We start from the raw sequence: 19,706 nt of genomic DNA, 5'->3' as shown, positions 1-19,706 counted from the left end.
GAATTGTGGGGCGGGGCCGAGGCCCCGGAACGCGTGTTCACAGGGTAGCGTCTAGCACGTCATCCGTATGTATCCATTTGGAGGTCACCGTGGTAGCTCGTCCTCTTGCCGAACTGACCGCCCCCGACTGGGCAGAGGCGTTGGCGGAGGTGGAGCCACGCATCCATGAGATGGGGGACTTCCTGCGAGCCGAGACAGCTGCCGGACGAGGGTTCCTGCCTCACGGGGATCGCATTCTGCGCGCTTTTTCCCGTCCCATGGCGGATGTTCGAGTGCTCATCGTCGGTCAGGACCCCTACCCCACCCCAGGCCACCCCGTGGGCCTGAGTTTCTCGGTGGAGCGCGACGTGCGTCCGTTGCCCCGGTCCTTGCAGAACATCTACGCCGAATTGCAGTCCGACCTGGGAATTTCCCCTTGTGAACATGGCGATCTCACCGGCTGGTTCGAGCAGGGGGTGTTGCTCCTCAACAGGTGCCTCACCGTCCAGCCTGGTCGACCCGCCTCACATCGCGGCAAGGGATGGGAGGAGGTCACCCAGACCGCCATCGAAGCCCTCGTGGCACGTGGCGGCCCGCTGGTGGCCATTCTGTGGGGCCGCGACGCGCAATCCCTGGAGCCCATGCTGGGCGGGGTTCCGATCGTCAAGTCCTCGCACCCCTCACCCATGTCAGCCCGATACGGCTTCTTCGGGTCCCGACCCTTCAGCCGCACCAACGACTTGCTGGTAGAGCAGGGGGCCGACCCGATCGACTGGGACCTGTCCTCCCACTGATCGGGCCGGCCCCTCATGCCGGCTGTATGTCAGTCCTGCTCGGGATGACGGAACAGGGAGAAGGCCGATGCGGCCAATCCGCCCCACACCGTGACCATGGCGATGATCATCATGACGATGGCGGATCCACTCATGACAGCGCTCCTTCCTGGGATGCCTGGGCATTCGCCCGGGCGAGCTCTTCCTCGTGAGTGAGCTCGTGGTGAATGGCCGAGCGGTTCGGCCACGGGATGAGGGACAGCACGATTGCCAGCACGACGACGAGGATCGACATTCCCCATCCGAAGATTCCGACGAAATTGCCGGGCATTCCGCCGTAGCCCTTGCTGGAGACGGTGGCGATCTCGGTGATCCACAGGCCTAGCAGGACCAGCGGGGCAACGACGCCGACCAGGGCCATCCACACCTTGTTGACCTTGAACGAGGAGTACTCGTTGAGGTGGTCGCGCAGCACCGGGAGCTTGCGCAGTGCCCAGGTGATGACGAGGCAGGCCAGCAGGGCAACGCCAACGATGCCGATGTTGTTGATGAAGTGGTCGGTAACGTCGAGCAGGTTGAGGCCAGTCGTCGTCGGGAAGAGGATGATCGACGCCACGGCCGTCACTCCACCGACGACCCAGGTTGCGGCAACTCGGTGCATGCCGGTCTTCTCGCGGAAGGCTGCGATGACGACCTCCAGCAGGCTGATCATCGACGTGATTCCTGCGAAGACCAGGGAGACGAAGAAGAGCACGCCCATGATCGGTCCGACAGCACCCGCCTGGCTGATGATCTGCGGGAAGGCGATGAAGGCCAGGCCGATACCCGAGCCAGCGACCTCGCTCACCGGCTTGCCGGAAGCAGTTGCCATGAAGCCCAGGGCGGCGAAGACGCCGAGGCCGGCCAGGATCTCGAATGAGGAGTTGGCGAACCCGACGACCAGGCCGGAACCTGTCAGGTCAGACTTCGGCTTGAGGTAGGAGGCATAGGTCACCATGATGCCGAATCCCACTGACAGGGAGAAGAAGATCTGGCCGTAGGCGGCCATCCACACCTGGTAGTTCCCCAACGCATTCCACGCCGGGGTGAACAGGGCGTCAAGGCCAGTCGATGCGCCGTCCAGGGTGAGGGCGACGATGACCAGTGCGATGAACATCACCGCGAGCATCGGCATGAAGACCCACGAGGCGCGGGTGATGCCCTTCTCGACGCCGGTGGCCATGATGGCCAACACGACGAGCCACAGGATCAGCAACGGCCAGAAGACTCCGGGCACGAAGTGGAATTCGACGTCAACGTTGCTGGCCACGTGCAGGAAGCTGCCTGTGAGGAATCCCTCGGGGTCGTCCCCCCAAGCCTTCGTCACCGAGAATCCGACATAGCGAATGGCCCAGGCGATGATGGCGGCGTAGTAGATGACGATCACCCAACAGATGAGGGTCTGCCACCATCCGATAGCCTCCGTGTGCTTGTTGAGACGACGCAAGGCCATGGGCGGCGAGCCACGGAACTTGTGTCCGACGGCATAGTCGAGGAAGAGCAGCGGGATACCGGCGGTGAGCAGGGCGATCAGGTAGGGCACGATGAAGGCTCCGCCACCATTGCTGTAGGCGACGTAGGGGAACCTCCAGATATTTCCCAGCCCGACGGCGGAACCAATCGCAGCGATGAGGAAGGCTCCCCGACCGGTGAAACTCTCACGCCGCTGGGGCTTTCCAATGGTGTTTCCGTCACCTGCAACGGTCGCGCCAGGCTGCGCGGGGTCAGACATCTTGATCCTTTCCACCGGTGAACTTTGACCCCCAGTCTCACATGGTGATGAGGTGGGACCAGATCATGGACCACACATTGAGATAACAGGAATTGATCCGAGCCGATGTCCGTTACACCCGTGTCGACGTCGTGAGGAAAGGGACGCATGAACAAGAACGAGATGGTCTCACCCGACAACGCCTTGCCCGGAGGCCGAACCCCAGTATTGGAAATGCCGTTCTTCCACCGCGTAACTGGGGACCGGCTCGACCGCTCCTTCCCCGGCTCCGAGACGATTTACCTGGCCATGGGGTGTTTCTGGGGAGCCGAGAAGCTGTTCTGGAACTATGACGGGGTGCTGCAAACCGCCGTTGGTTACATGGGCGGTTTCACTCCCAACCCCACCTACCGGGAGGTGTGTACCGGACGCACTGGGCACGCCGAAACCGTCCGGGTCACCTACGACCCGACCAGAATCTCCACCGAGGAGATCCTCACCCTCTTCATGGAGAACCACGACCCCACCCAGGGGATGCGTCAGGGCAACGACGTCGGTACCCAGTACCGCTCGGCGATCTGGTGCACCACCACCGAGCAGTTCATGACGGCCACCACCCTCAGGGGGTCCTTCCAGGCCAACCTGCTCGATGCCGGGTACGGGGAGATCACGACGACGATCTCGATGGCCAACGGCGTGGAGTTCTTCCTGGCTGAGGCCGAGCATCAGCAGTACCTCGAGGACAATCCCTTCGGCTACTGCCCTGTCCACGCAACCGGGGTGTGCCTCGCGCGGGCATGATGGACATGACCACCCCCTGAGGAGGATTGAACACATGAAGTACCGCAAGATTGGACCCTTCCGAACCTCTGCCATCGCTTACGGATCGATGCCGTTGTCGATCGAAGGTCGCCCGGACCGCGAGACCGCGATCAAGGTCCTCCATGACGTCCTGGACGCCGGGTGCACCCACATCGACACCGCATGGGCCTACTACGAGTCCGGCGGCGAGGAGCAGTACGGCGAGAAGCTCGTCGCTGATGCCCTGGAATCCTGGAATGGTGACCGCTCGACGATCTCGGTGGCCACCAAGGTTGGCCACTTCCGCTGCTTCAATGACGCCGGTGAGGCCATCTGGGACGTCGACGGATCCCCGAAGCGGCTACGCCGTGACGCCAAGCTCTCGGCCGACGCCCTGCACACGGACCAGATCGACCTGCTCTACCTGCACCGTCCCGACCCGAAGGTCGAGTACGAGAAGATGGTGAGGACCCTGGCGGGCATCCTCGACGACGGTTTAGCCCGAACCGCTGGCATCTCGAACGCCAACCCCGACCAGATCCGGATGGCCCAGAACATTCTCGGCGATCGTCTGGTGGCCGTGCAGAACCAGTTCTCCCCCGGCTTCCTGTCCTCGCGGCCCGAGGTGGAGCTCTGCGGTGAGCTCGACCTGGCATTCGTCGCGTGGAGCCCGCTTGGCGGTTACCGTCGTCCCCTCGAGGAGGACGCCTTCGCCGCCTTCCAGCGCGTCGCTGATGCCCGTGGAGTCAGTCGGGCCCAAGTCATTCTGGCGTGGGAGCTGGCCCAGGGCAATCACGTCATCCCGATCCCGGGATCCCACCGCTCGGAAACGATCCTTGACTCCTTCAAGGCCGTCGATCTTTCCCTAACCGACGAGGAGCTGGCTCAACTTCCCTGACGTCCGCCCTGCGGCAGATGTGCGCATGCACCCGGTGACCGTGACATGATCCCCGGGTGCATAACGACATCGAGGCAAGACGAGGACTGACGACCGGTATCGCCCTCTACCTCATGTGGGGATTCTTCCCCCTTTACTTCCGGTTGCTGGAGCGTTCAGGAGCCTTCGAGATCATCGCCCACCGCGTGGTGTGGTCCTTCGCCTTCTGCGCCATCCTGCTGACGATAGGGAAGGGTTGGCATCGGCTCGCCGCCCTAGCCCACGACCGCCGCAGTCTGTGGGGTCTCGTGCTGGCCGGCCACCTGGTCCTGATCAACTGGACCCTCTACGTCTGGTCCGTCAATGCCGGTCACACCCTTGACGCCGCGATGGGGTACTTTATCAACCCCCTCGTCTCGGCCTTGCTGGGTGTGCTGGTCCTGCGGGAACGACTCAGTCCGGCCCAATGGATGGCTTTCGGAATCGGCATCGTCGCCGTCGTCGTCCTCATGGTGGGGCATTCCTCCACACCCCTCATCTCGCTGGGGCTGGCGATGAGTTTCGGACTCTACGGCCTGGTCAAGAAAGTGCTCGGAGTGGCGGTGAAACCCGCTGTCGGGCTCATTGTCGAAACCCTGGCGACCACTCCTCTGGCCCTGGTGTACATCGGGTGGGGCGTTGCCCAGGGGAAATCCACCTTCACCGGCTCCTACAGCCTGCTGTTGGTGAGCGCCGGCATCCTGACCGCTGTTCCCCTGTTGATGTTCGCCTTCGCGGCCTCCCGCATCAGCCTGACGACGCTAGGAATCCTGCAGTACATCTCACCGCTCCTGCAGTTCTTGGTCGGGCTGTTCCTCTTCGGTGAGCAGATGCCTTGGCAGCGCTGGGTCGGGTTCTCCCTGGTCTGGGTGGCCGTCGTGATGTTCTCGGCAGAAGGACTCATCCGGTTGGTGCGACGCACACGATGACGCCGTCATGGAAAGGCACAGGGGCCACCGGACAATCCCGGTGACCCCAGACGTCTTTCCGGATCAGGCCTCGACACGCTCACGCGCCTCGCGCTTGGTCCACTGGTACAGAATCGCAATGGCAGCCACGAAAATGATCATGCCGACGATTCCAGCACCACTGTCCCACGACTCCGGAGCAATGGCGATGGCGTCCTCGGAGCCCGCGGCAGCGATGAGCGCCGCATAGATGACGCCGAAAATGGATTCACCGACGATGAGTCCGGTGGCCAACAGGATGCCGGTCCGCTTCTTGCCCTCGACGTCGCCATCGGTGCGGGCAGCCCATTTGTCGAACAGCCAACCGAGGCCAGCCCCGATCGGGATGGTCAGCGACAGGGTCATCGGCAGGTACATGCCCATGCCGACAGCCAGCGGGGGAAGTGAGAACTTCTTGGAGGTGTGGGTGAGAATCTCGTCGACGATGATGACGCCAATGCCGACCAGTGCGCCAATTCCCATCAGGCCCCAGTCCAGGGAGCCGCCGAAGACGCCGGTGGCCAAGAACGAGATGAGAGTGGCCTGCGGGGCCTGCAGAGCGTTCGGTCCGGCGCCCGGGGCACCCTGGAATCCGAAGGCGGTCTGCATGAGCTGCATGACGGGCGGGATGATCGCCGATCCGAAGACGACGCCAATGATGAGGGCGACCTGCTGTTTCCACGGTGTGGATCCGACCAGCTGGCCGGTCTTGAGGTCCTGGAGGTTGTCATTCGAGATCGTCGCGATACCGAAGACGATCGACGCCGTGAACAGGGTGTAGGCCACCAATTTGACGGTCTCGTCGCCACCAACGGCACCGTAGGTGAGCTTGATGAGCAGAGCGGCCACCAGGACGACGAGGATGCCGACACCGGAGATCGGGCTGTTCGACGCACCAATGAGGCCAGCCATGTAGCCACAGACGGACGCAACGGCCAGGCCGACGAGCAGGATGAAGACCAGACTGACGATGATGACGCCGGTCATGGACTTCGAGACCACCATGTCGCGGGCAAAACCCCACAGCATGAAACCGATCGGGACCATGGAGAGCAGTACGACGGTCAGGACGACCGACACCGGCAGGTCACGCTCGGTCAGCGGAACCTCGCCGCCCTTGTGACGGGTCTTGGAGGAGCGAACGGAGTCGCGGATGCCCTTGGTGATGGGGCCGATGACCTTGATGAGAGTCCAGATGGCCGCCACACCAATCGCGCCGGCGCCGACGAAGCGCACGTCACTGGTGAAGACCTCCTGGATGACGTCGAGGTTGCCGCCAACCTTGCCGGAGACTCTCCATGGCAGTATCGCTCCGTAGGAGATGATGATGCCGACGAGCATGGCTGCGGCGACGGCGATACCGACGAGATGACCAACGCCGATGAGGGCCATCGACATGCTGACGCCAACCATCGAGCCACTGCTGTTGCCTACCTTGAACAGCTTGGTGAGGGCTGACTTCACCAGCTTGAGGTCGGACAGCAGCGCATACCCGGCCGACACCAAGGAGCCGACGATGATGACGCGTAGGCCCACCTTGTTGGCGTCGGTTGTTCCGGCGGAGTCACCAACCTTGAGGACCTCAGCACCAGCGACGCCCTCCGGGTAAGGAAGATCGGATCCGGTGACAAGAGCTCGTCGCAGCGGGATGGAATACATGACGCCGAGGATGCCGCCCACCAAGCAGATCGCGAGGGTGGTCCAGTACGGGAATCCCGTCCACCAACCGACCATGATGAGGCCGGGTAGCACGAAGATGATTGCCGAAAGGGTTCCAGCAGCAGAGGCAATCGTCTGGACGATGTTGTTCTCTGCGACGGAGTGTCCCTTAAAGTGGCGCAACACGGCCATCGAGATGACAGCGGCCGGAATTGACGTGGCGAAGGTCAGGCCGACCTTGAGGCCGAGATATACGTTCGCCGCGGTGAAAACCAACGTCATGAGGCCGCCGAGGATGATGCCCCGGAGCGTCAATTCACGTACTGATGACCCTGACGGCTGGGCCGGCACTGATGCGCTCGATAAGTCAGACATACTCCACTTCTTCCGTAAGTTGACCCGCCCACTATGCCACCGTCAGAACCTCAAAGGATGCAGGACACGGCTAGTGCGGCGTGTCGTTAGTTCTTGAAATGGTTGTGGTTTGGGAGAATCGGTCATGGCCAATTCTCCTGCCCCGGCGTTGGGTCTTCGTGTGGGTGATCGTGAGCGTCTGGAGTCGTTGACGCGGTCGCGAACGGCGGAGGCGGGTGCGGTGCTGCGGGCCAGGATCGTGCTCGCTGCCGCGGACGGCGTTGCGAACGACCGGATCGCCGAGCAGCTACAGGTGTCGAAGAACACGGTGCTGGCCTGGCGGCGTCGTTATGGCGAGCGGGGCATGGCCGGGTTGGCCGATGCGCCCCGCTCGGGCAGGCCCCGGCAGCTGGACCACCGCCAGATCGTGGCCACGACATTGAAGCCCCCGCCGAAGAAGTACGGGGTGACGCACTGGTCGAGCCGGCTGCTCGCTGCTCATCTGGGGGTGGGGAATGCGACGATCGCCCGTGCATGGCGCGAATACGGGGTCCAGCCGTGGCGCAGCGGCACGTTCAAGTTCTCCACTGACCCTGAGTTGGTGGCCAAGGTCACCGACGTCGTCGGGCTCTATCTGGCGCCACCGGAGAATGCTGTGGTGTTGTGCGTGGACGAGAAGTCCCAGATCCAGGCCCTGGACCGCACCCAGAAGACCTTGCCGATGCAGCCCACCCAGATCGAGCGTCGCACCCATGACTACGTGCGCCACGGCACGACCACCTTGTTCGCGGCGTTGGACATCGCCACCGGGCACGTGACCGGTGCCTGCAAACCCCGCCACCGACACCAAGAGTTCCTGGCGTTCTTGAAGCAAGTCGCCCGTGCCTATCCCGACCAGCAGCTGCACTTGGTGATGGACAACTACGCCACCCACAAACGCGTCGAGGTCCGTGACTGGCTCGCCGCCAACCCGCGGATCCACGTCCACTTCACCCCCACCAGCGGCTCATGGCTGAACCTGGTCGAGGTCTGGTTCGGGATCATCGACAAGCAAGCCATCCGCCGCGGAGTGTTCCCGTCGGTCAAGGACCTCAACGCGAAGATCCGGGCCTTCGTCAACGGCTGGAACGACCGCTGCCACCCCTTCGTCTGGACCAAAACCGCCAACGAAATCCTCACCAAAGCCAACCGTCCAACAACTTCAAACACGGGGCACTAGTTACGCCAATTGCCGCCTACCAGACTTCGGGAACACCCAAAGGCTCAACATGAAATAGACGTAAAGCCCCTCAACACACGCAGCGGTGAAGCGAGCAAGTTCGAAATGGACCCCTATGTGCTCCAAAAGGGACGAGAATCCCAGGGTGAGACAGACGTAATTGGTCACCATCGTGATGACGTAACGACCGCTCTGACGACCCAGATCGCCATGAGACTGAAAATTCAGCCACCTATTGACGAAGAAGGAGTAGATGGCCGACAATCCGTATCCCAGCGATACCGAAATTGGGTACGGCAGTCCGACGCCGCGAAAGAAAACGGCTAACAGGCTCATGTCGATGAGGAACCCGAGCCCGTTGATGATGCAGTAGCCGATGAAGGTGACGGGGAGCCCTGACAGCGGGAACGGCAGAACGGAGTGGATCGTCAAACACGCTCTGGCAAAGACGCGAGGGGCAGAGCGTCGGGGAATCCTCCTACCTCGTATTCGCTTCGCACTCGTCACCACGAATCCATTTTTGCAGCTGGGTCAAGGACCGTCGTCACCGGTCGATACCCTGACACCATGGCCATAACACGACGCGCAACCACAGCCGACCTGCCGTTCATGGTCCATGTGCTGCGGCATGCGGTCGGCGGGGTATCGGAACCACTCGACATCAAGGAATGCCGAACCAATCCAGCCATCGCCCACTACATCGACGGCTGGACCCCAGACCAGATCGGGATGATCTGCCTCGTCGCTGGCTCCCCCATCGGGGCTGTCTGGTTGCGTGACCTGCCGGCCTCCGATCCCGGTTATGGTTTCGTCGCCCCGGGTATTCCAGAACTGACCATCGCCATTTCTCCTCAGCGACGTGGTCAGGGCCACGGCAGGTACCTCTTGGACAGCCTCCTCGACGAATGCCGGCGTCATAGCATCCATTCCGTGAGCCTCAGCGTCGACGCTGCGAATGAACCAGCCATGACGATTTATCGCAAGGCTGGATTCGTCGAAGTCTCCAGCGAGAACAACCACCTGACAATGCTCCATGTCGACGGCAACCCAGCAGTATCCCCACCACACTGAATCAACGTCCACCCAACGCATCACTGCCGGTACATGTCGACATGTACCAGTAGTGATGCGGGTATACAGAAAAAGCGTGTGGAGACAAGGATGATCCTTGTCTCCACACGCACACAAATAAGATTCCGGCGGCGTCCTACTCTCCCACACGATCCCTCGTGCAGTACCATCGGCGCTGGAAGGCTTAACTACCGGGTTCGGTATGGGACCGGGTGTTTCCCTTCCGCCAAGGCCACCGGAAAAACTATGGGGCCAGTCAGGCTTGGCGCAACCCCCGCGTGGGGGCTGGGAGCCGTACAGTGGATGCGATCATCAAAATTCTTATTGGACGTGAAAGTGTGTGTTTGTAAGTCCTCGGTCTATTAGTACCAGTCAGCTCCACACCTTACGATGCGTCCACGCCTGGCCTATCAACCCGGTCGTCTACCGGAGACCTTACCAGATTCATCTGCAGGAACCCTCATCTTGAAGCGTGCTTCCCGCTTAGATGCTTTCAGCGGTTATCACAACCCGACGTAGCCAACCAGCCATGCTCTTGGCAGAACAACTGGCACACCAGAGGTCAGTCCGTCCCGGTCCTCTCGTACTAAGGACAGCCCTTCTCAAGATTCCTCCGCGCGCAGCGGATAGGGACCGAACTGTCTCACGACGTTCTGAACCCAGCTCGCGTGCCGCTTTAATGGGCGAACAGCCCAACCCTTGGGACCGACTCCAGCCCCAGGATGCGACGAGCCGACATCGAGGTGCCAAACCATGCCGTCGCTATGAGCGCTCGGGCAAGATCAGCCTGTTATCCCCGGGGTACCTTTTATCCGTTGAGTGACGGCGCGTCCACAAGCCACCGTCAGATCACTAGTCCCGACTTTCGTCCCTGCTCGACCTGTCAGTCTCACAGTCAAGCCCCCTTGTGCACTTACACTCAACACCTGATTACCAACCAGGATGAGGGAACCTTTGGGCGCCTCCGTTACCTTTTAGGAGGCGACCGCCCCAGTCAAACTACCCATCAGGCACTGTCCCTGAACCGGATCACGGCCCAAAGTTAGATAACCAGAACGACCAGAGTGGTATTTCAACAATGACTCCACAACCACTGGCGTGGCCGTTTCACAGTCTCCCACCTATCCTACACAAGTCGTCCCAATCACCAATACCAAACTATAGTAAAGGTCCCGGGGTCTTTCCGTCCTGCTGCGCGTAACGAGCATCTTTACTCGTAATGCAATTTCACCGAGTTCATGGTGGAGACAGTAGGGAAATCGTTACTCCATTCGTGCAGGTCGGAACTTACCCGACAAGGAATTTCGCTACCTTAGGATGGTTATAGTTACCACCGCCGTTTACTGGGGCTTAAGTTCACCGCTTCGCCAACGCTAACAGTTCCCCTTAACCTTCCAGCACCGGGCAGGAGTCAGTCCGTATACATCGTCTTACGACTTCGCACGGACCTGTGTTTTTGGTAAACAGTCGTTTCCCCCTGGTCTCTGCGCCCCTCACCGCTACCAACTGTAAAAGCCTTGACAGTTCAGGTCCCCCTTATCCCGAAGTTACGGGGGCATTTTGCCGAGTTCCTTCACCATGATGATCTCGATCGCCTCGGTATACTCTACCTATCCACCAGTGTCGGTTTAGGGTACGGGCGGACCAGCCACCTCGCTCACGAAGATTTTCTCGACAGTACAGGATCACTCACTCACCCACTTCCTGTGGGCTCGCCATCATGCCTCAACCACAACCCTGGCGGATTTACCTACCAGACGGTCCACACATTTAGCCCCGGACAACCATCGCCGGGGATGAGCTACCTCCCTGCGTCCCTCCGCAGCTTGCCTACTACATGATCGGTTCACACACTCACCACACCACCACCACATCAACGATGTCGCGGAGGCAGGCTCGCACGCTTAGCATCACACACCTCGACACGGACGGTGACAAGCCGGTACCAGAATATCAACTGGTTATCCATCGACTACGCCTGTCGGCCTCGCCTTAGGTCCCGACTCACCCAGGGCAGATTAACTTGACCCTGGAACCCTTGGATAATCGGCGGACGGGTTTTCCACCCGTCATTCGCTACTCATGCCTGCATTCTCACTCCCGCACAATCCACCACACGGTCACCCGGCAGCTTCACCTCGCACAGGACGCTCCCCTACCCAAACCCTCACGGGCTTGCCACAGCTTCGGCGGATAACTTAAGCCCCGCTACATTGTCGGCGCGGAATCACTTGACCAGTGAGCTATTACGCACTCTTTCAAGGATGGCTGCTTCCAAGCCAACCTCCTGGCTGTCTGCGCAACTCCACATCCTTTTCCACTGAGTTACCACTTAGGGGCCTTAGCTGATGATCTGGGCTGTTTCCCTCTCGACGACGAAGCTTATCCCCCGCCGTCTCACTGCTACGCTCCACTTGCCGGCATTCGGAGTTTGGCTGATTTCGGTAAGCTGATAGGCCCCCTAGACCATCCAGTGCTCTACCTCCGACAAGAACCACGCAACGCTGCACCTAAATGCATTTCGGGGAGAACCAGCTATCACGGTGTTTGATTGGCCTTTCACCCCTATCCACAGCTCATCCCCTCCATTTTCAACTGAAGTGGGTTCGGACCTCCACGACGTCTTACCGACGCTTCATCCTGGCCATGGATAGATCACACCGCTTCGGGTCTAGAACACGCGACTCACGCCCTTATCGGACTCGCTTTCGCTACGACTCCCCCACACAGGTTAACCTCGCCACGCATCACTAACTCGCAGGCTCATTCTTCAAAAGGCACGCCATCACCCCACAAGGCTCTGACGGCTTGTATGCGACCGGTTTCAGGTACTATTTCACTCCCCTCCCGGGGTACTTTTCACCATTCCCTCACGGTACTGATCCACTATCGGTCACCAAGGAGTATTTAGGCTTGACGGGTGGTCCCGCCAGATTCACGCGAAATTCCACGAGTTCCACGCTACTTGGGGTAACCCTCACCAGTGCCACGCTTACAGTTACGGGACTCTCACCCACTCCGGTACGCCTTCCCAGACGCTTCACCTTCACGCAACATTTATCACTGGCCAATCCTGCGGCAGCAGAACCCAAAGGCCCCCACAACCCCGCACATGCAACACCTGCCGGCTTGAACACACACACGGTTTAGCCTCATCCACTTTCGCTCGCCACTACTCACGGAATCACGGTTGTTTTCTCTTCCTACGGGTACTAAGATGTTTCACTTCCCCGCGTTACCTCCCACACCCCTATACATTCAGGGCAGGGTCACCGGACACTACTCCGGACATTCCAGGTTTCCCCATTCGGACACCCCCGGATCACAGCTCGTTTACCAACTCCCCAGGGCTTATCGCAGGTTACAACGTCCTTCATCGGCTCTTGGTGCCAAGGCATCCACCGATCGCACTTAACAACTTGCACAACAACACAAGACACAAAAAATTAAGATGCTCGCATCCACTATACAGTTCTCAACCACCACACGAATCAACACCACACCCACCACACAGCAGACGCAGCATCACCGCACCAGGCCACCACACACACGTGTGATACCCCAGAACCCCAACAGCATGCCTCAGACCGTCCACCACAAGATGAACACGCCAATGTTCCACAAGAAGCTAACCCATCCACCAACGACTCACGACGAGCCACACAGCAATAATGAGTCCTTACAATGAAGTGCTCCTTAGAAAGGAGGTGATCCAGCCGCACCTTCCGGTACGGCTACCTTGTTACGACTTAGTCCTAATTACCAGTCCCACCTTCGACGGCTCCCCCACACAGGTTAGGCCACCGGCTTCGGGTGTTACCGACTTTCATGACTTGACGGGCGGTGTGTACAAGCCCCGGGAACGTATTCACCGCAGCGTTGCTGATCTGCGATTACTAGCGACTCCGACTTCATAGGGTCGAGTTGCAGACCCCAATCCGAACTGAGACCGGCTTTCCGAGATTCGCTCACCCTCACAGGCTCGCAACTCTTTGTACCGGCCATTGTAGCATGCGTGAAGCCCTGGACATAAGGGGCATGATGACTTGACGTCATCCCCACCTTCCTCCGAGTTGACCCCGGCGGTCTCCACTGAGTCCCCACCATAACGTGCTGGCAACAGTGAACGAGGGTTGCGCTCGTTGCGGGACTTAACCCAACATCTCACGACACGAGCTGACGACAGCCATGCACCACCTGTGAACCAGCCCCACAAGGAGGCGTACCCATCTCTGAGCACTCCCAGTCCATGTCAAACCCAGGTAAGGTTCTTCGCGTTGCATCGAATTAATCCGCATGCTCCGCCGCTTGTGCGGGGCCCCGTCAATTCCTTTGAGTTTTAGCCTTGCGGCCGTACTCCCCAGGCGGGGTACTTAATGCGTTAGCTACGGCACGGAATCCGTGGAATGGACCCCACACCTAGTACCCACCGTTTACAGCGTGGACTACCAGGGTATCTAAGCCTGTTCGCTCCCCACGCTTTCGCTCCTCAGCGTCAGGAAAGGTCCAGAGAACCGCCTTCGCCACTGGTGTTCCTCCTGATATCTGCGCATTCCACCGCTCCACCAGGAATTCCATTCTCCCCTACCTTCCTCAAGTCAACCCGTATCGAAAGCACGCTCAGGGTTAAGCCCCAAGTTTTCACTTCCGACGCAATCAACCACCTACGAGCTCTTTACGCCCAATAAATCCGGACAACGCTCGCACCCTACGTATCACCGCGGCTGCTGGCACGTAGTTAGCCGGTGCTTCTTCTGCAGGTACCGTCACAAAAGCTTCGCCCCTGCTGAAAGCGGTTTACAACCCGAAGGCCGTCATCCCGCACGCGGCGTTGCTGCATCAGGCTTCCGCCCATTGTGCAATATTCCCCACTGCTGCCTCCCGTAGGAGTCTGGGCCGTATCTCAGTCCCAATGTGGCCGGTCGCCCTCTCAGGCCGGCTACCCGTCAAAGCCTTGGTAAGCCACTACCCCACCAACAAGCTGATAAGCCGCGAGTCCATCCAAAACCGCCGAAGCTTTCCAACCCCCACCATGCAGCAAGGATTCCTATCCGGTATTAGCCCCAGTTTCCTGAAGTTATCCCGAAGTCAAGGGCAGGTTACTCACGTGTTACTCACCCGTTCGCCACTCGAGTACCCCCAAAGGGGCCTTTCCGTTCGACTTGCATGTGTTAAGCACGCCGCCAGCGTTCGTCCTGAGCCAGGATCAAACTCTCCAATGAAAAAATATCACCCACCCACACACACAATGCAGGCAACGGTGTCACAAGAGAATCCAAAACACTAACCCCAAACACTGACCAAAAAAATCAGTCCATGTCCAGAATCACAAAGGAATTCATAAACAAATCCGACACATCGATAGATGCATCAAAAAATCATTGACTATCAAAGACACACTGTTGAGTTCTCAAGCATCACACCCACCAGAACAACCCCACCAACAAGCAGGACCACCCCGAGGCGACCCGACCGACCCTACCACACCAACCCCAACCCCGCAAAACCCGCGGTATCAAGATCAGCCAGCAAAACCAGCCAAACCGTGCCACCACCCCGAAAAGCAGCGACCCGACCAACTTTACCGGATCAACCCTGAATGTCAAATCCAGGAATTCACCAGGGAAATCACCATCAAGAAAACCATCCAGTCATTCCCAGCCCCCTCCAACAAGGGAACCCGCAGAAGCCTAAACACTCTTCAAACAATCGTCAAATCGTGTCACCAACAATCCCACAACAGGACCATCAGCACTTCCACCAGCCCACACCCACCGGGCGCCGGGCCGAGAGATAACACTGCCACAACCACACCCACCACGCAAATCAAGACAGGCCAACCCCCAGCTGCGTCGCCACGGAAGGTAGTCGTCAGTCCCCTATTCCCCTGCCCATAGACTCGACCCGTGACGTTTCGAGTCAAAGGGATCCGCCGAGTTGCCGGCGTGGTCGTCAGCGGGATTGCCCTATGTCTGTGCGCAGCATGTCACTCGTCGTCCCCCACCACCCCCTCGGACGAACCCAGCCGTACTGCTCTCGCCCCCTCCTCAAAGGTCACTCCGTCGATATCTCCCCTCGATGGCATCCACACCCGAACGATCATCGACGAGCTGGTAGCGGCCTCGGACAATGGCCCTGTCACCAAGGTGGACATCACCAAGACGGCCCTGAGCATCACTGTCCAGGCTGGCGGTTCTCCCACGGTGTGGACCTGGCAGAACGGGAAGATCGATTCTTCCGCGACCCACAGCACGCAGACGGCGTCGCGGCCCTTCCACCCTGACAACTTCGCCGTCGAGAAGATGCCGGAGATCCTCAGCAAGGCAGCTGAGATCTCCGGGTCTCACATGAACCAGAACTTGCAGATCGTCGAGTACAACGAGGGCACCGTCCTCATGACAGTGTCGACCAAGCCAGAGAGTCAGACGGTGTTCTTCCGACGGAACGGGTCGGTTATCAACCACATTGACTTCGCCACCACGACTGGCATGGCGGAGGCCTTGGCCGACGCCATCGCGGGCGCCAAGGAGGTCGGCCAGATCAGTTACCAGCCCGACAAGGGAGTCATGGCCGACACCCCCACCGCGACGTCTGGCATCGTCATGCGGCGTACCCGCTCCGCCGACATGCCGGCATGGGCCATCCAGCGCAAGGGAGATGCCACTGCGACCTTCTCCCCCGCCGTCCTGAAACCAGAAGTCCTCGTCGGCATCATGGAGCGGGCGGCCGCCGGAACCAGTGAAACGCCGTCAGACATGGCGTGGGCCATCTCCTTGGACAAGAAGCTCGAAGTCCCTGTCATCCGCACAAGCATCAACGGCGTCGCGACGGCCTTCGACACCAAGGGCGTCGACGTCACTGACAAGCTCAAATAGCCCGGAAAAGCCTCCTGCGTGATTCAGCTCATCACGGAGCCGGACCGCTTCCTAGGACCAAGGTGGTTGAATGAAAGTGTGCTCATTACTGCGGTCGGAACGCCAGGCAGTGGGCAGACCCATGCCTTCCGCGTCCGTCACGGTATGAATCCGCACGTTGAACTGTGGCGCCACGGCCTCGTCATCAAGGAGTACTTGTCCGCTGATCGGGTGGACGACGAGATCGTCGTGACGGCCCATGTCGGCCCCAGAACATCTACTTCCCAGCCGCCCCGCACCCGCGATGGCGTGCCGGATCTGTCTGACGACCGCCAGGCCGGCGAACCGGTTCGTCCCTATCAACGCATCGCCGCCTACGCCGTCGTGCGGTCGCGTCGAGGACTGCTGGGCACCGAGTGCTCTCCCCGTACCGCCGTACCGGGCCTGTGGGCCCTCCCCGGTGGTGGTCTGGAGCCTGGAGAGTCCCCAGCTCAAGCCGTCACCCGAGAGGTCATGGAGGAATCCGGGCAGCGGGTCCGGCTCAACCGCATCATCGACTTGCAGTCCGACCACTGGATTGGTCGGTCTCCCTCCGGGGTGTTGGAAGACTTCCACGCACTGCGGATCATCTACTCGGCAACGAGTGAGGACCCGACTGATCCCTATGTCATCGACGTCGGCGGCACCACCCAGTCGGCCCAATGGATTCCTCTGTGGCGATGGCGTCGACTGTCCTGGGGAGCAGCCACCCGGATGTGCCTCGAGACCCATCTGCGCGACGTCCCCAGTACCTGAGCATGACGAGGGGGCCCGGTCATCATGACCGGGCCCCTTCTGACGTTCACGTCACTCAGAACGGAAGTAGCTGAGGATCCGCAGAATCTCGGTATAGAGCCACACCATCGTCACGGCGATGCCGAAGGCAGCTCGCCAAGACTCGGAGACGGGAGCCTGGTTACGCACCCCCTGCTCGGCGTAGTCGAAATCCATCACGAGGTTCATGGCAGCCAGCACAACGCCCACGGCGGAGCACAGAATGCCGATGGGACCGAAGCTGGCCAGACCGAGATGGATCCCGAAGAGCATCAGCACGATATTGATGAGCATCGCGATGGCAAAGCCGAAGGTCGAGATGATGACGATCTGACGGAATCGCGGCGTCACCTGGATGTTGAAGAACTTGTAGGCGCCCAGGGTCACGCCAGCGGCGGCAAAGGTGCCCAGGACGGCCTGCACGACGATTCCCGGGTACATGGCCTCGAAAATGGCCGACATGGTACCCAGGACAAGGCCTTCGCACAGACAGTAGAAGATGACGCCCCCGACGGGGACCTTGCGGCGAGTACTCACGATCATGGCCGTGATGAATGCGGCGATTGAGCCCACCAACAGGGCAGCACCACTGGCCATGACGTTCGGCCCGATCAAGGTGAAGCTCACGGCGCCGATCGCAGCGATGATAAGCAGTACCAAGCCGGTGCGACCCAAGACGTCGTCAAAGGTCATCGCACGCTCAGCGCGCTGCTCGTGCATGTCGTCGTGTGACAGAGCCCCCCACTCGGCACCGGGCTGTCCAGACATGCCGTACTGCGGCCCGTAGCCCTGGCCAGCGTACGCTGGCTGACCATAGGGATTGCCGTGCGGCTGGAAAGCCTCAGCTCGGCTGAAGACCGGGTTGGCCATGGGATCCTCCTGTGAAAATCGTGGTGACCTCTACTGTAAACAACGCCGCGAGGACGTGAAACCTTCCCCGTACTGCGGGACGACATTCGGACCACCCCGACGACTGGGGTCGTACACACCGCATAGCTGGTGCATCTTCGGGTACCCCCGACGGGATTCGAACCCGCACTGGGACGGGTTTAAGCCGTCTGCCTCTGCCGTTGGGCTACGGGGGCCAGGGAGAAGGTCACCTCCCCTGCGCCAGCATCGCCAGCGCCATGCCGTCAAGGATATCGGTCTCCGAGACGACGAGTTCCCCCGCCGTCGTCCGATGGCACACCTCATCAATGATAAGAGCACCGCCGCAGAGAACCTCGGCACGGCGTCGCTTCAACGGCCCCATCTGCTCGACCTCGTCGACCGTCGACGCAAGCAGTGTGTCTGCCAGGCCCGCCACCTGATCGGCTGTCAGCACCGAACGGTGAACCTTGGCTCGGTCGTACTCCGTCAGCCCCTGATTGATCGCTGAAAGACTCGTGACGGTTCCGGCGACCCCGACGACGGTGTGTGCGGTGGCCATGTCGACAGGGCACTCAGTGAGCATCTCCCGGACGTAAGTGCGTGCCTCGTCGATTTGTTCGGCGGTGGGCGGATCGTCGTGCAGGAAGCGCTCACGCAGCCGCACGGAGCCGATGTTGAGGCTCACCTGGGAGTCGATCTTGGTGCCATGGCCCAGCACCAGCTCTGTGGAGCCTCCGCCACAGTCGATGACGAGGACGGGCTCCTCGCTCACCTCGATCCCCGACATCGCGCCGGCGAAGGACAGACCTGCCTCCTCGCTGCCCGCGATGACCTCCGCGTCGATCCCAAGCGCCTCGCGCACCCCATCGAAGAACTCATCCCGGTTGGAGACGTCGCGGGCGGCCGAGGTCGCGACGAAGCGAATGTCGTCGCAGTGGTGTTCGGTGATGGCCCGGGCGAAGGCTCGGCAAGCCGTGAACGTGCGTTCCAGTGCGTCAGGATGGAAGGCCCCGGTGGTGTCGACCCCCTGGCCGAGTCTGACCAGCTCCAAATCCCTGGTCTGCTCGATGAGATGTCCGTCGGGGCTGGCCGAGGCAATCAGCAGGCGGATGGAATTCGTCCCGCAGTCAATGGCTGCGACGGTGCGATCGTCAGTCATGTCGTCCTCCTGTCACTCCGGGTCGTGGTGTTCGGGCGAGCATGGGTTGCACCAGAACTCTCCCAGCTCCTCGACGACTTCGTCACCAAAGGGGTTGACGCCTGGGCCGGCAGCCAGGGCGTGCCCAGCCAGGGCATGCAGGCACTTGACGCGGGTCGGCATGCCGCCGGCAGAGACCCCATCGATCTCAGAGACGGGGTCCAGACCGGCCTCCTCACCAATCCGAGTGCGGTCGGCAAGGTAGGCCTGGTGGGCGCGTCGGTACTGCTCGGCGAGTCCCTCGTCCTCACCAAGTCGTTCGGTCATCCGGGCCATCAGTCCGGAGGACTCGAGGGTGCCGATGAGGGAGGCTGCACGGGGGCAGGTCAGGTAGTAGGTCGTCGGGAAGGGAGTGCCATTGGGCAGCCTGGGCTCGGTCGCAATGACCGCGGGCTTCCCGCAGCCACATCGCCAGGCCACGCCAGCGACGCCTCGTGGCTCGCGACCAAGCTGGTCCCGAACGGCCTGGCGGTCGTCCTCGGTGAATTCTTCAAGCATGGTC

At 60.6% G+C, this 19,706-nt stretch carries 15 protein-coding genes, 1 tRNA gene and 3 rRNA genes; 8 read left to right on the top strand and 11 right to left on the bottom strand.

Annotation, left to right across the window (positions count from 1 at the left end):
• Positions 1 to 89 precede the first annotated feature (89 nt).
• The gene (locus AC6I1W_RS05580) at positions 90 to 773 is read left to right on the top strand and encodes a uracil-DNA glycosylase (protein WP_069101750.1); all 684 of its coding nucleotides are present in this window, start codon (positions 90 to 92) and stop codon (positions 771 to 773) included.
• A 29-nt stretch (positions 774 to 802) separates the two neighbouring features.
• Here AC6I1W_RS05580 and AC6I1W_RS05575 read toward each other — a convergent pair whose 3' ends face one another.
• Together AC6I1W_RS05575 and AC6I1W_RS05570 are read right to left on the bottom strand one after the other, a co-directional pair.
• A complete protein-coding gene (locus tag AC6I1W_RS05575) occupies positions 803 to 907 on the bottom strand; it encodes a methionine/alanine import family NSS transporter small subunit (RefSeq protein WP_081302696.1) in 105 nt (34 codons plus the stop codon).
• Positions 904 to 2,523, bottom strand: coding sequence for a sodium-dependent transporter (locus tag AC6I1W_RS05570; RefSeq protein WP_016667129.1), 1,620 nt, complete (start codon positions 2,521 to 2,523; stop codon positions 904 to 906). The genes AC6I1W_RS05575 and AC6I1W_RS05570 overlap by 4 nt, the downstream gene beginning before the upstream one ends.
• Positions 2,524 to 2,670: 147 nt before the next feature.
• Between AC6I1W_RS05570 and msrA the strand changes: the two genes are divergently transcribed.
• Genes msrA through rarD form a run of 3 tightly spaced genes read left to right on the top strand, consistent with a single transcriptional unit; the run spans position 2,671 to position 5,148 of the window.
• Complete coding sequence (msrA, locus tag AC6I1W_RS05565; RefSeq protein WP_016667128.1) at positions 2,671 to 3,303, top strand: peptide-methionine (S)-S-oxide reductase MsrA; 633 nt, start codon at positions 2,671 to 2,673, stop codon at positions 3,301 to 3,303.
• A gap of 34 nt (positions 3,304 to 3,337) precedes the next feature.
• Positions 3,338 to 4,201 carry an aldo/keto reductase gene (locus AC6I1W_RS05560; protein WP_493536916.1) on the top strand — a complete coding sequence of 288 codons (864 nt, stop codon included), beginning with the start codon at positions 3,338 to 3,340 and terminating at the stop codon, positions 4,199 to 4,201.
• Positions 4,202 to 4,257: 56 nt separating this feature from the next.
• Positions 4,258 to 5,148 (top strand): EamA family transporter RarD, encoded by an 891-nt coding sequence (rarD, locus tag AC6I1W_RS05555; RefSeq protein ID WP_065673902.1) that lies wholly within the window; start codon positions 4,258 to 4,260, stop codon positions 5,146 to 5,148.
• A gap of 63 nt (positions 5,149 to 5,211) precedes the next feature.
• Here rarD and AC6I1W_RS05550 read toward each other — a convergent pair whose 3' ends face one another.
• Positions 5,212 to 7,140 (bottom strand): OPT family oligopeptide transporter, encoded by a 1,929-nt coding sequence (locus tag AC6I1W_RS05550; protein ID WP_171048545.1) that lies wholly within the window; start codon positions 7,138 to 7,140, stop codon positions 5,212 to 5,214.
• Between the two features lie 184 nt (positions 7,141 to 7,324).
• Between AC6I1W_RS05550 and AC6I1W_RS05545 the strand changes: the two genes are divergently transcribed.
• A complete protein-coding gene (locus AC6I1W_RS05545) occupies positions 7,325 to 8,398 on the top strand; it encodes an IS630 family transposase (RefSeq protein WP_081314554.1) in 1,074 nt (357 codons plus the stop codon).
• On the opposite strand, the gene AC6I1W_RS05540 is transcribed toward AC6I1W_RS05545, so the two are convergent.
• Positions 8,399 to 8,830, bottom strand: a complete 432-nt coding sequence (locus AC6I1W_RS05540; protein ID WP_065673904.1) for a GtrA family protein — start codon at positions 8,828 to 8,830, stop codon at positions 8,399 to 8,401.
• A gap of 135 nt (positions 8,831 to 8,965) precedes the next feature.
• Here AC6I1W_RS05540 and AC6I1W_RS05535 point away from each other — a divergent pair, with 135 nt between their 5' ends.
• Positions 8,966 to 9,469: a GNAT family N-acetyltransferase gene (locus tag AC6I1W_RS05535; protein ID WP_065673905.1), complete on the top strand. Its 504-nt coding sequence runs from the start codon at positions 8,966 to 8,968 to the stop codon at positions 9,467 to 9,469.
• 123 nt (positions 9,470 to 9,592) lie between these two features.
• Here the strand turns inward: AC6I1W_RS05535 and rrf are convergent.
• From rrf to AC6I1W_RS05520, 3 genes are all read right to left on the bottom strand, one after another.
• Positions 9,593 to 9,709 (bottom strand): 5S ribosomal RNA (gene rrf, locus AC6I1W_RS05530).
• A 102-nt stretch (positions 9,710 to 9,811) separates the two neighbouring features.
• A 23S ribosomal RNA gene (locus AC6I1W_RS05525) occupies positions 9,812 to 12,894 on the bottom strand.
• 275 nt (positions 12,895 to 13,169) lie between these two features.
• Positions 13,170 to 14,691, bottom strand: a 16S ribosomal RNA gene (locus AC6I1W_RS05520).
• Together the 16S, 23S and 5S rRNA genes form the textbook arrangement of a ribosomal RNA operon.
• Positions 14,692 to 15,534: 843 nt before the next feature.
• Between AC6I1W_RS05520 and AC6I1W_RS05515 the strand changes: the two genes are divergently transcribed.
• Positions 15,535 to 16,344 carry a hypothetical protein gene (locus AC6I1W_RS05515; protein WP_065673646.1) on the top strand — a complete coding sequence of 270 codons (810 nt, stop codon included), beginning with the start codon at positions 15,535 to 15,537 and terminating at the stop codon, positions 16,342 to 16,344.
• Positions 16,345 to 16,488: 144 nt separating this feature from the next.
• Positions 16,489 to 17,118 carry an NUDIX hydrolase gene (locus AC6I1W_RS05510; RefSeq protein WP_171023518.1) on the top strand — a complete coding sequence of 210 codons (630 nt, stop codon included), beginning with the start codon at positions 16,489 to 16,491 and terminating at the stop codon, positions 17,116 to 17,118.
• Between the two features lie 51 nt (positions 17,119 to 17,169).
• On the opposite strand, the gene AC6I1W_RS05505 is transcribed toward AC6I1W_RS05510, so the two are convergent.
• From AC6I1W_RS05505 to AC6I1W_RS05490, 4 genes are all read right to left on the bottom strand, one after another.
• A complete protein-coding gene (locus AC6I1W_RS05505) occupies positions 17,170 to 18,006 on the bottom strand; it encodes a Bax inhibitor-1/YccA family protein (RefSeq protein ID WP_065673629.1) in 837 nt (278 codons plus the stop codon).
• A gap of 142 nt (positions 18,007 to 18,148) precedes the next feature.
• A tRNA-Leu gene (locus AC6I1W_RS05500) sits at positions 18,149 to 18,221 on the bottom strand.
• A gap of 11 nt (positions 18,222 to 18,232) precedes the next feature.
• Positions 18,233 to 19,165, bottom strand: a complete 933-nt coding sequence (locus tag AC6I1W_RS05495; RefSeq protein WP_117188732.1) for a Ppx/GppA phosphatase family protein — start codon at positions 19,163 to 19,165, stop codon at positions 18,233 to 18,235.
• 12 nt (positions 19,166 to 19,177) lie between these two features.
• Positions 19,178 to 19,702: a DUF501 domain-containing protein gene (locus AC6I1W_RS05490; protein WP_063279929.1), complete on the bottom strand. Its 525-nt coding sequence runs from the start codon at positions 19,700 to 19,702 to the stop codon at positions 19,178 to 19,180.
• Positions 19,703 to 19,706 lie beyond the last annotated feature (4 nt).

It is taken from the genome of Cutibacterium sp. KB22876 (genome assembly GCF_059728865.1).
The sequence above is the reverse complement of the archived record's forward strand: the minus strand, read 5'-3'. Positions and strand labels throughout refer to the sequence as shown.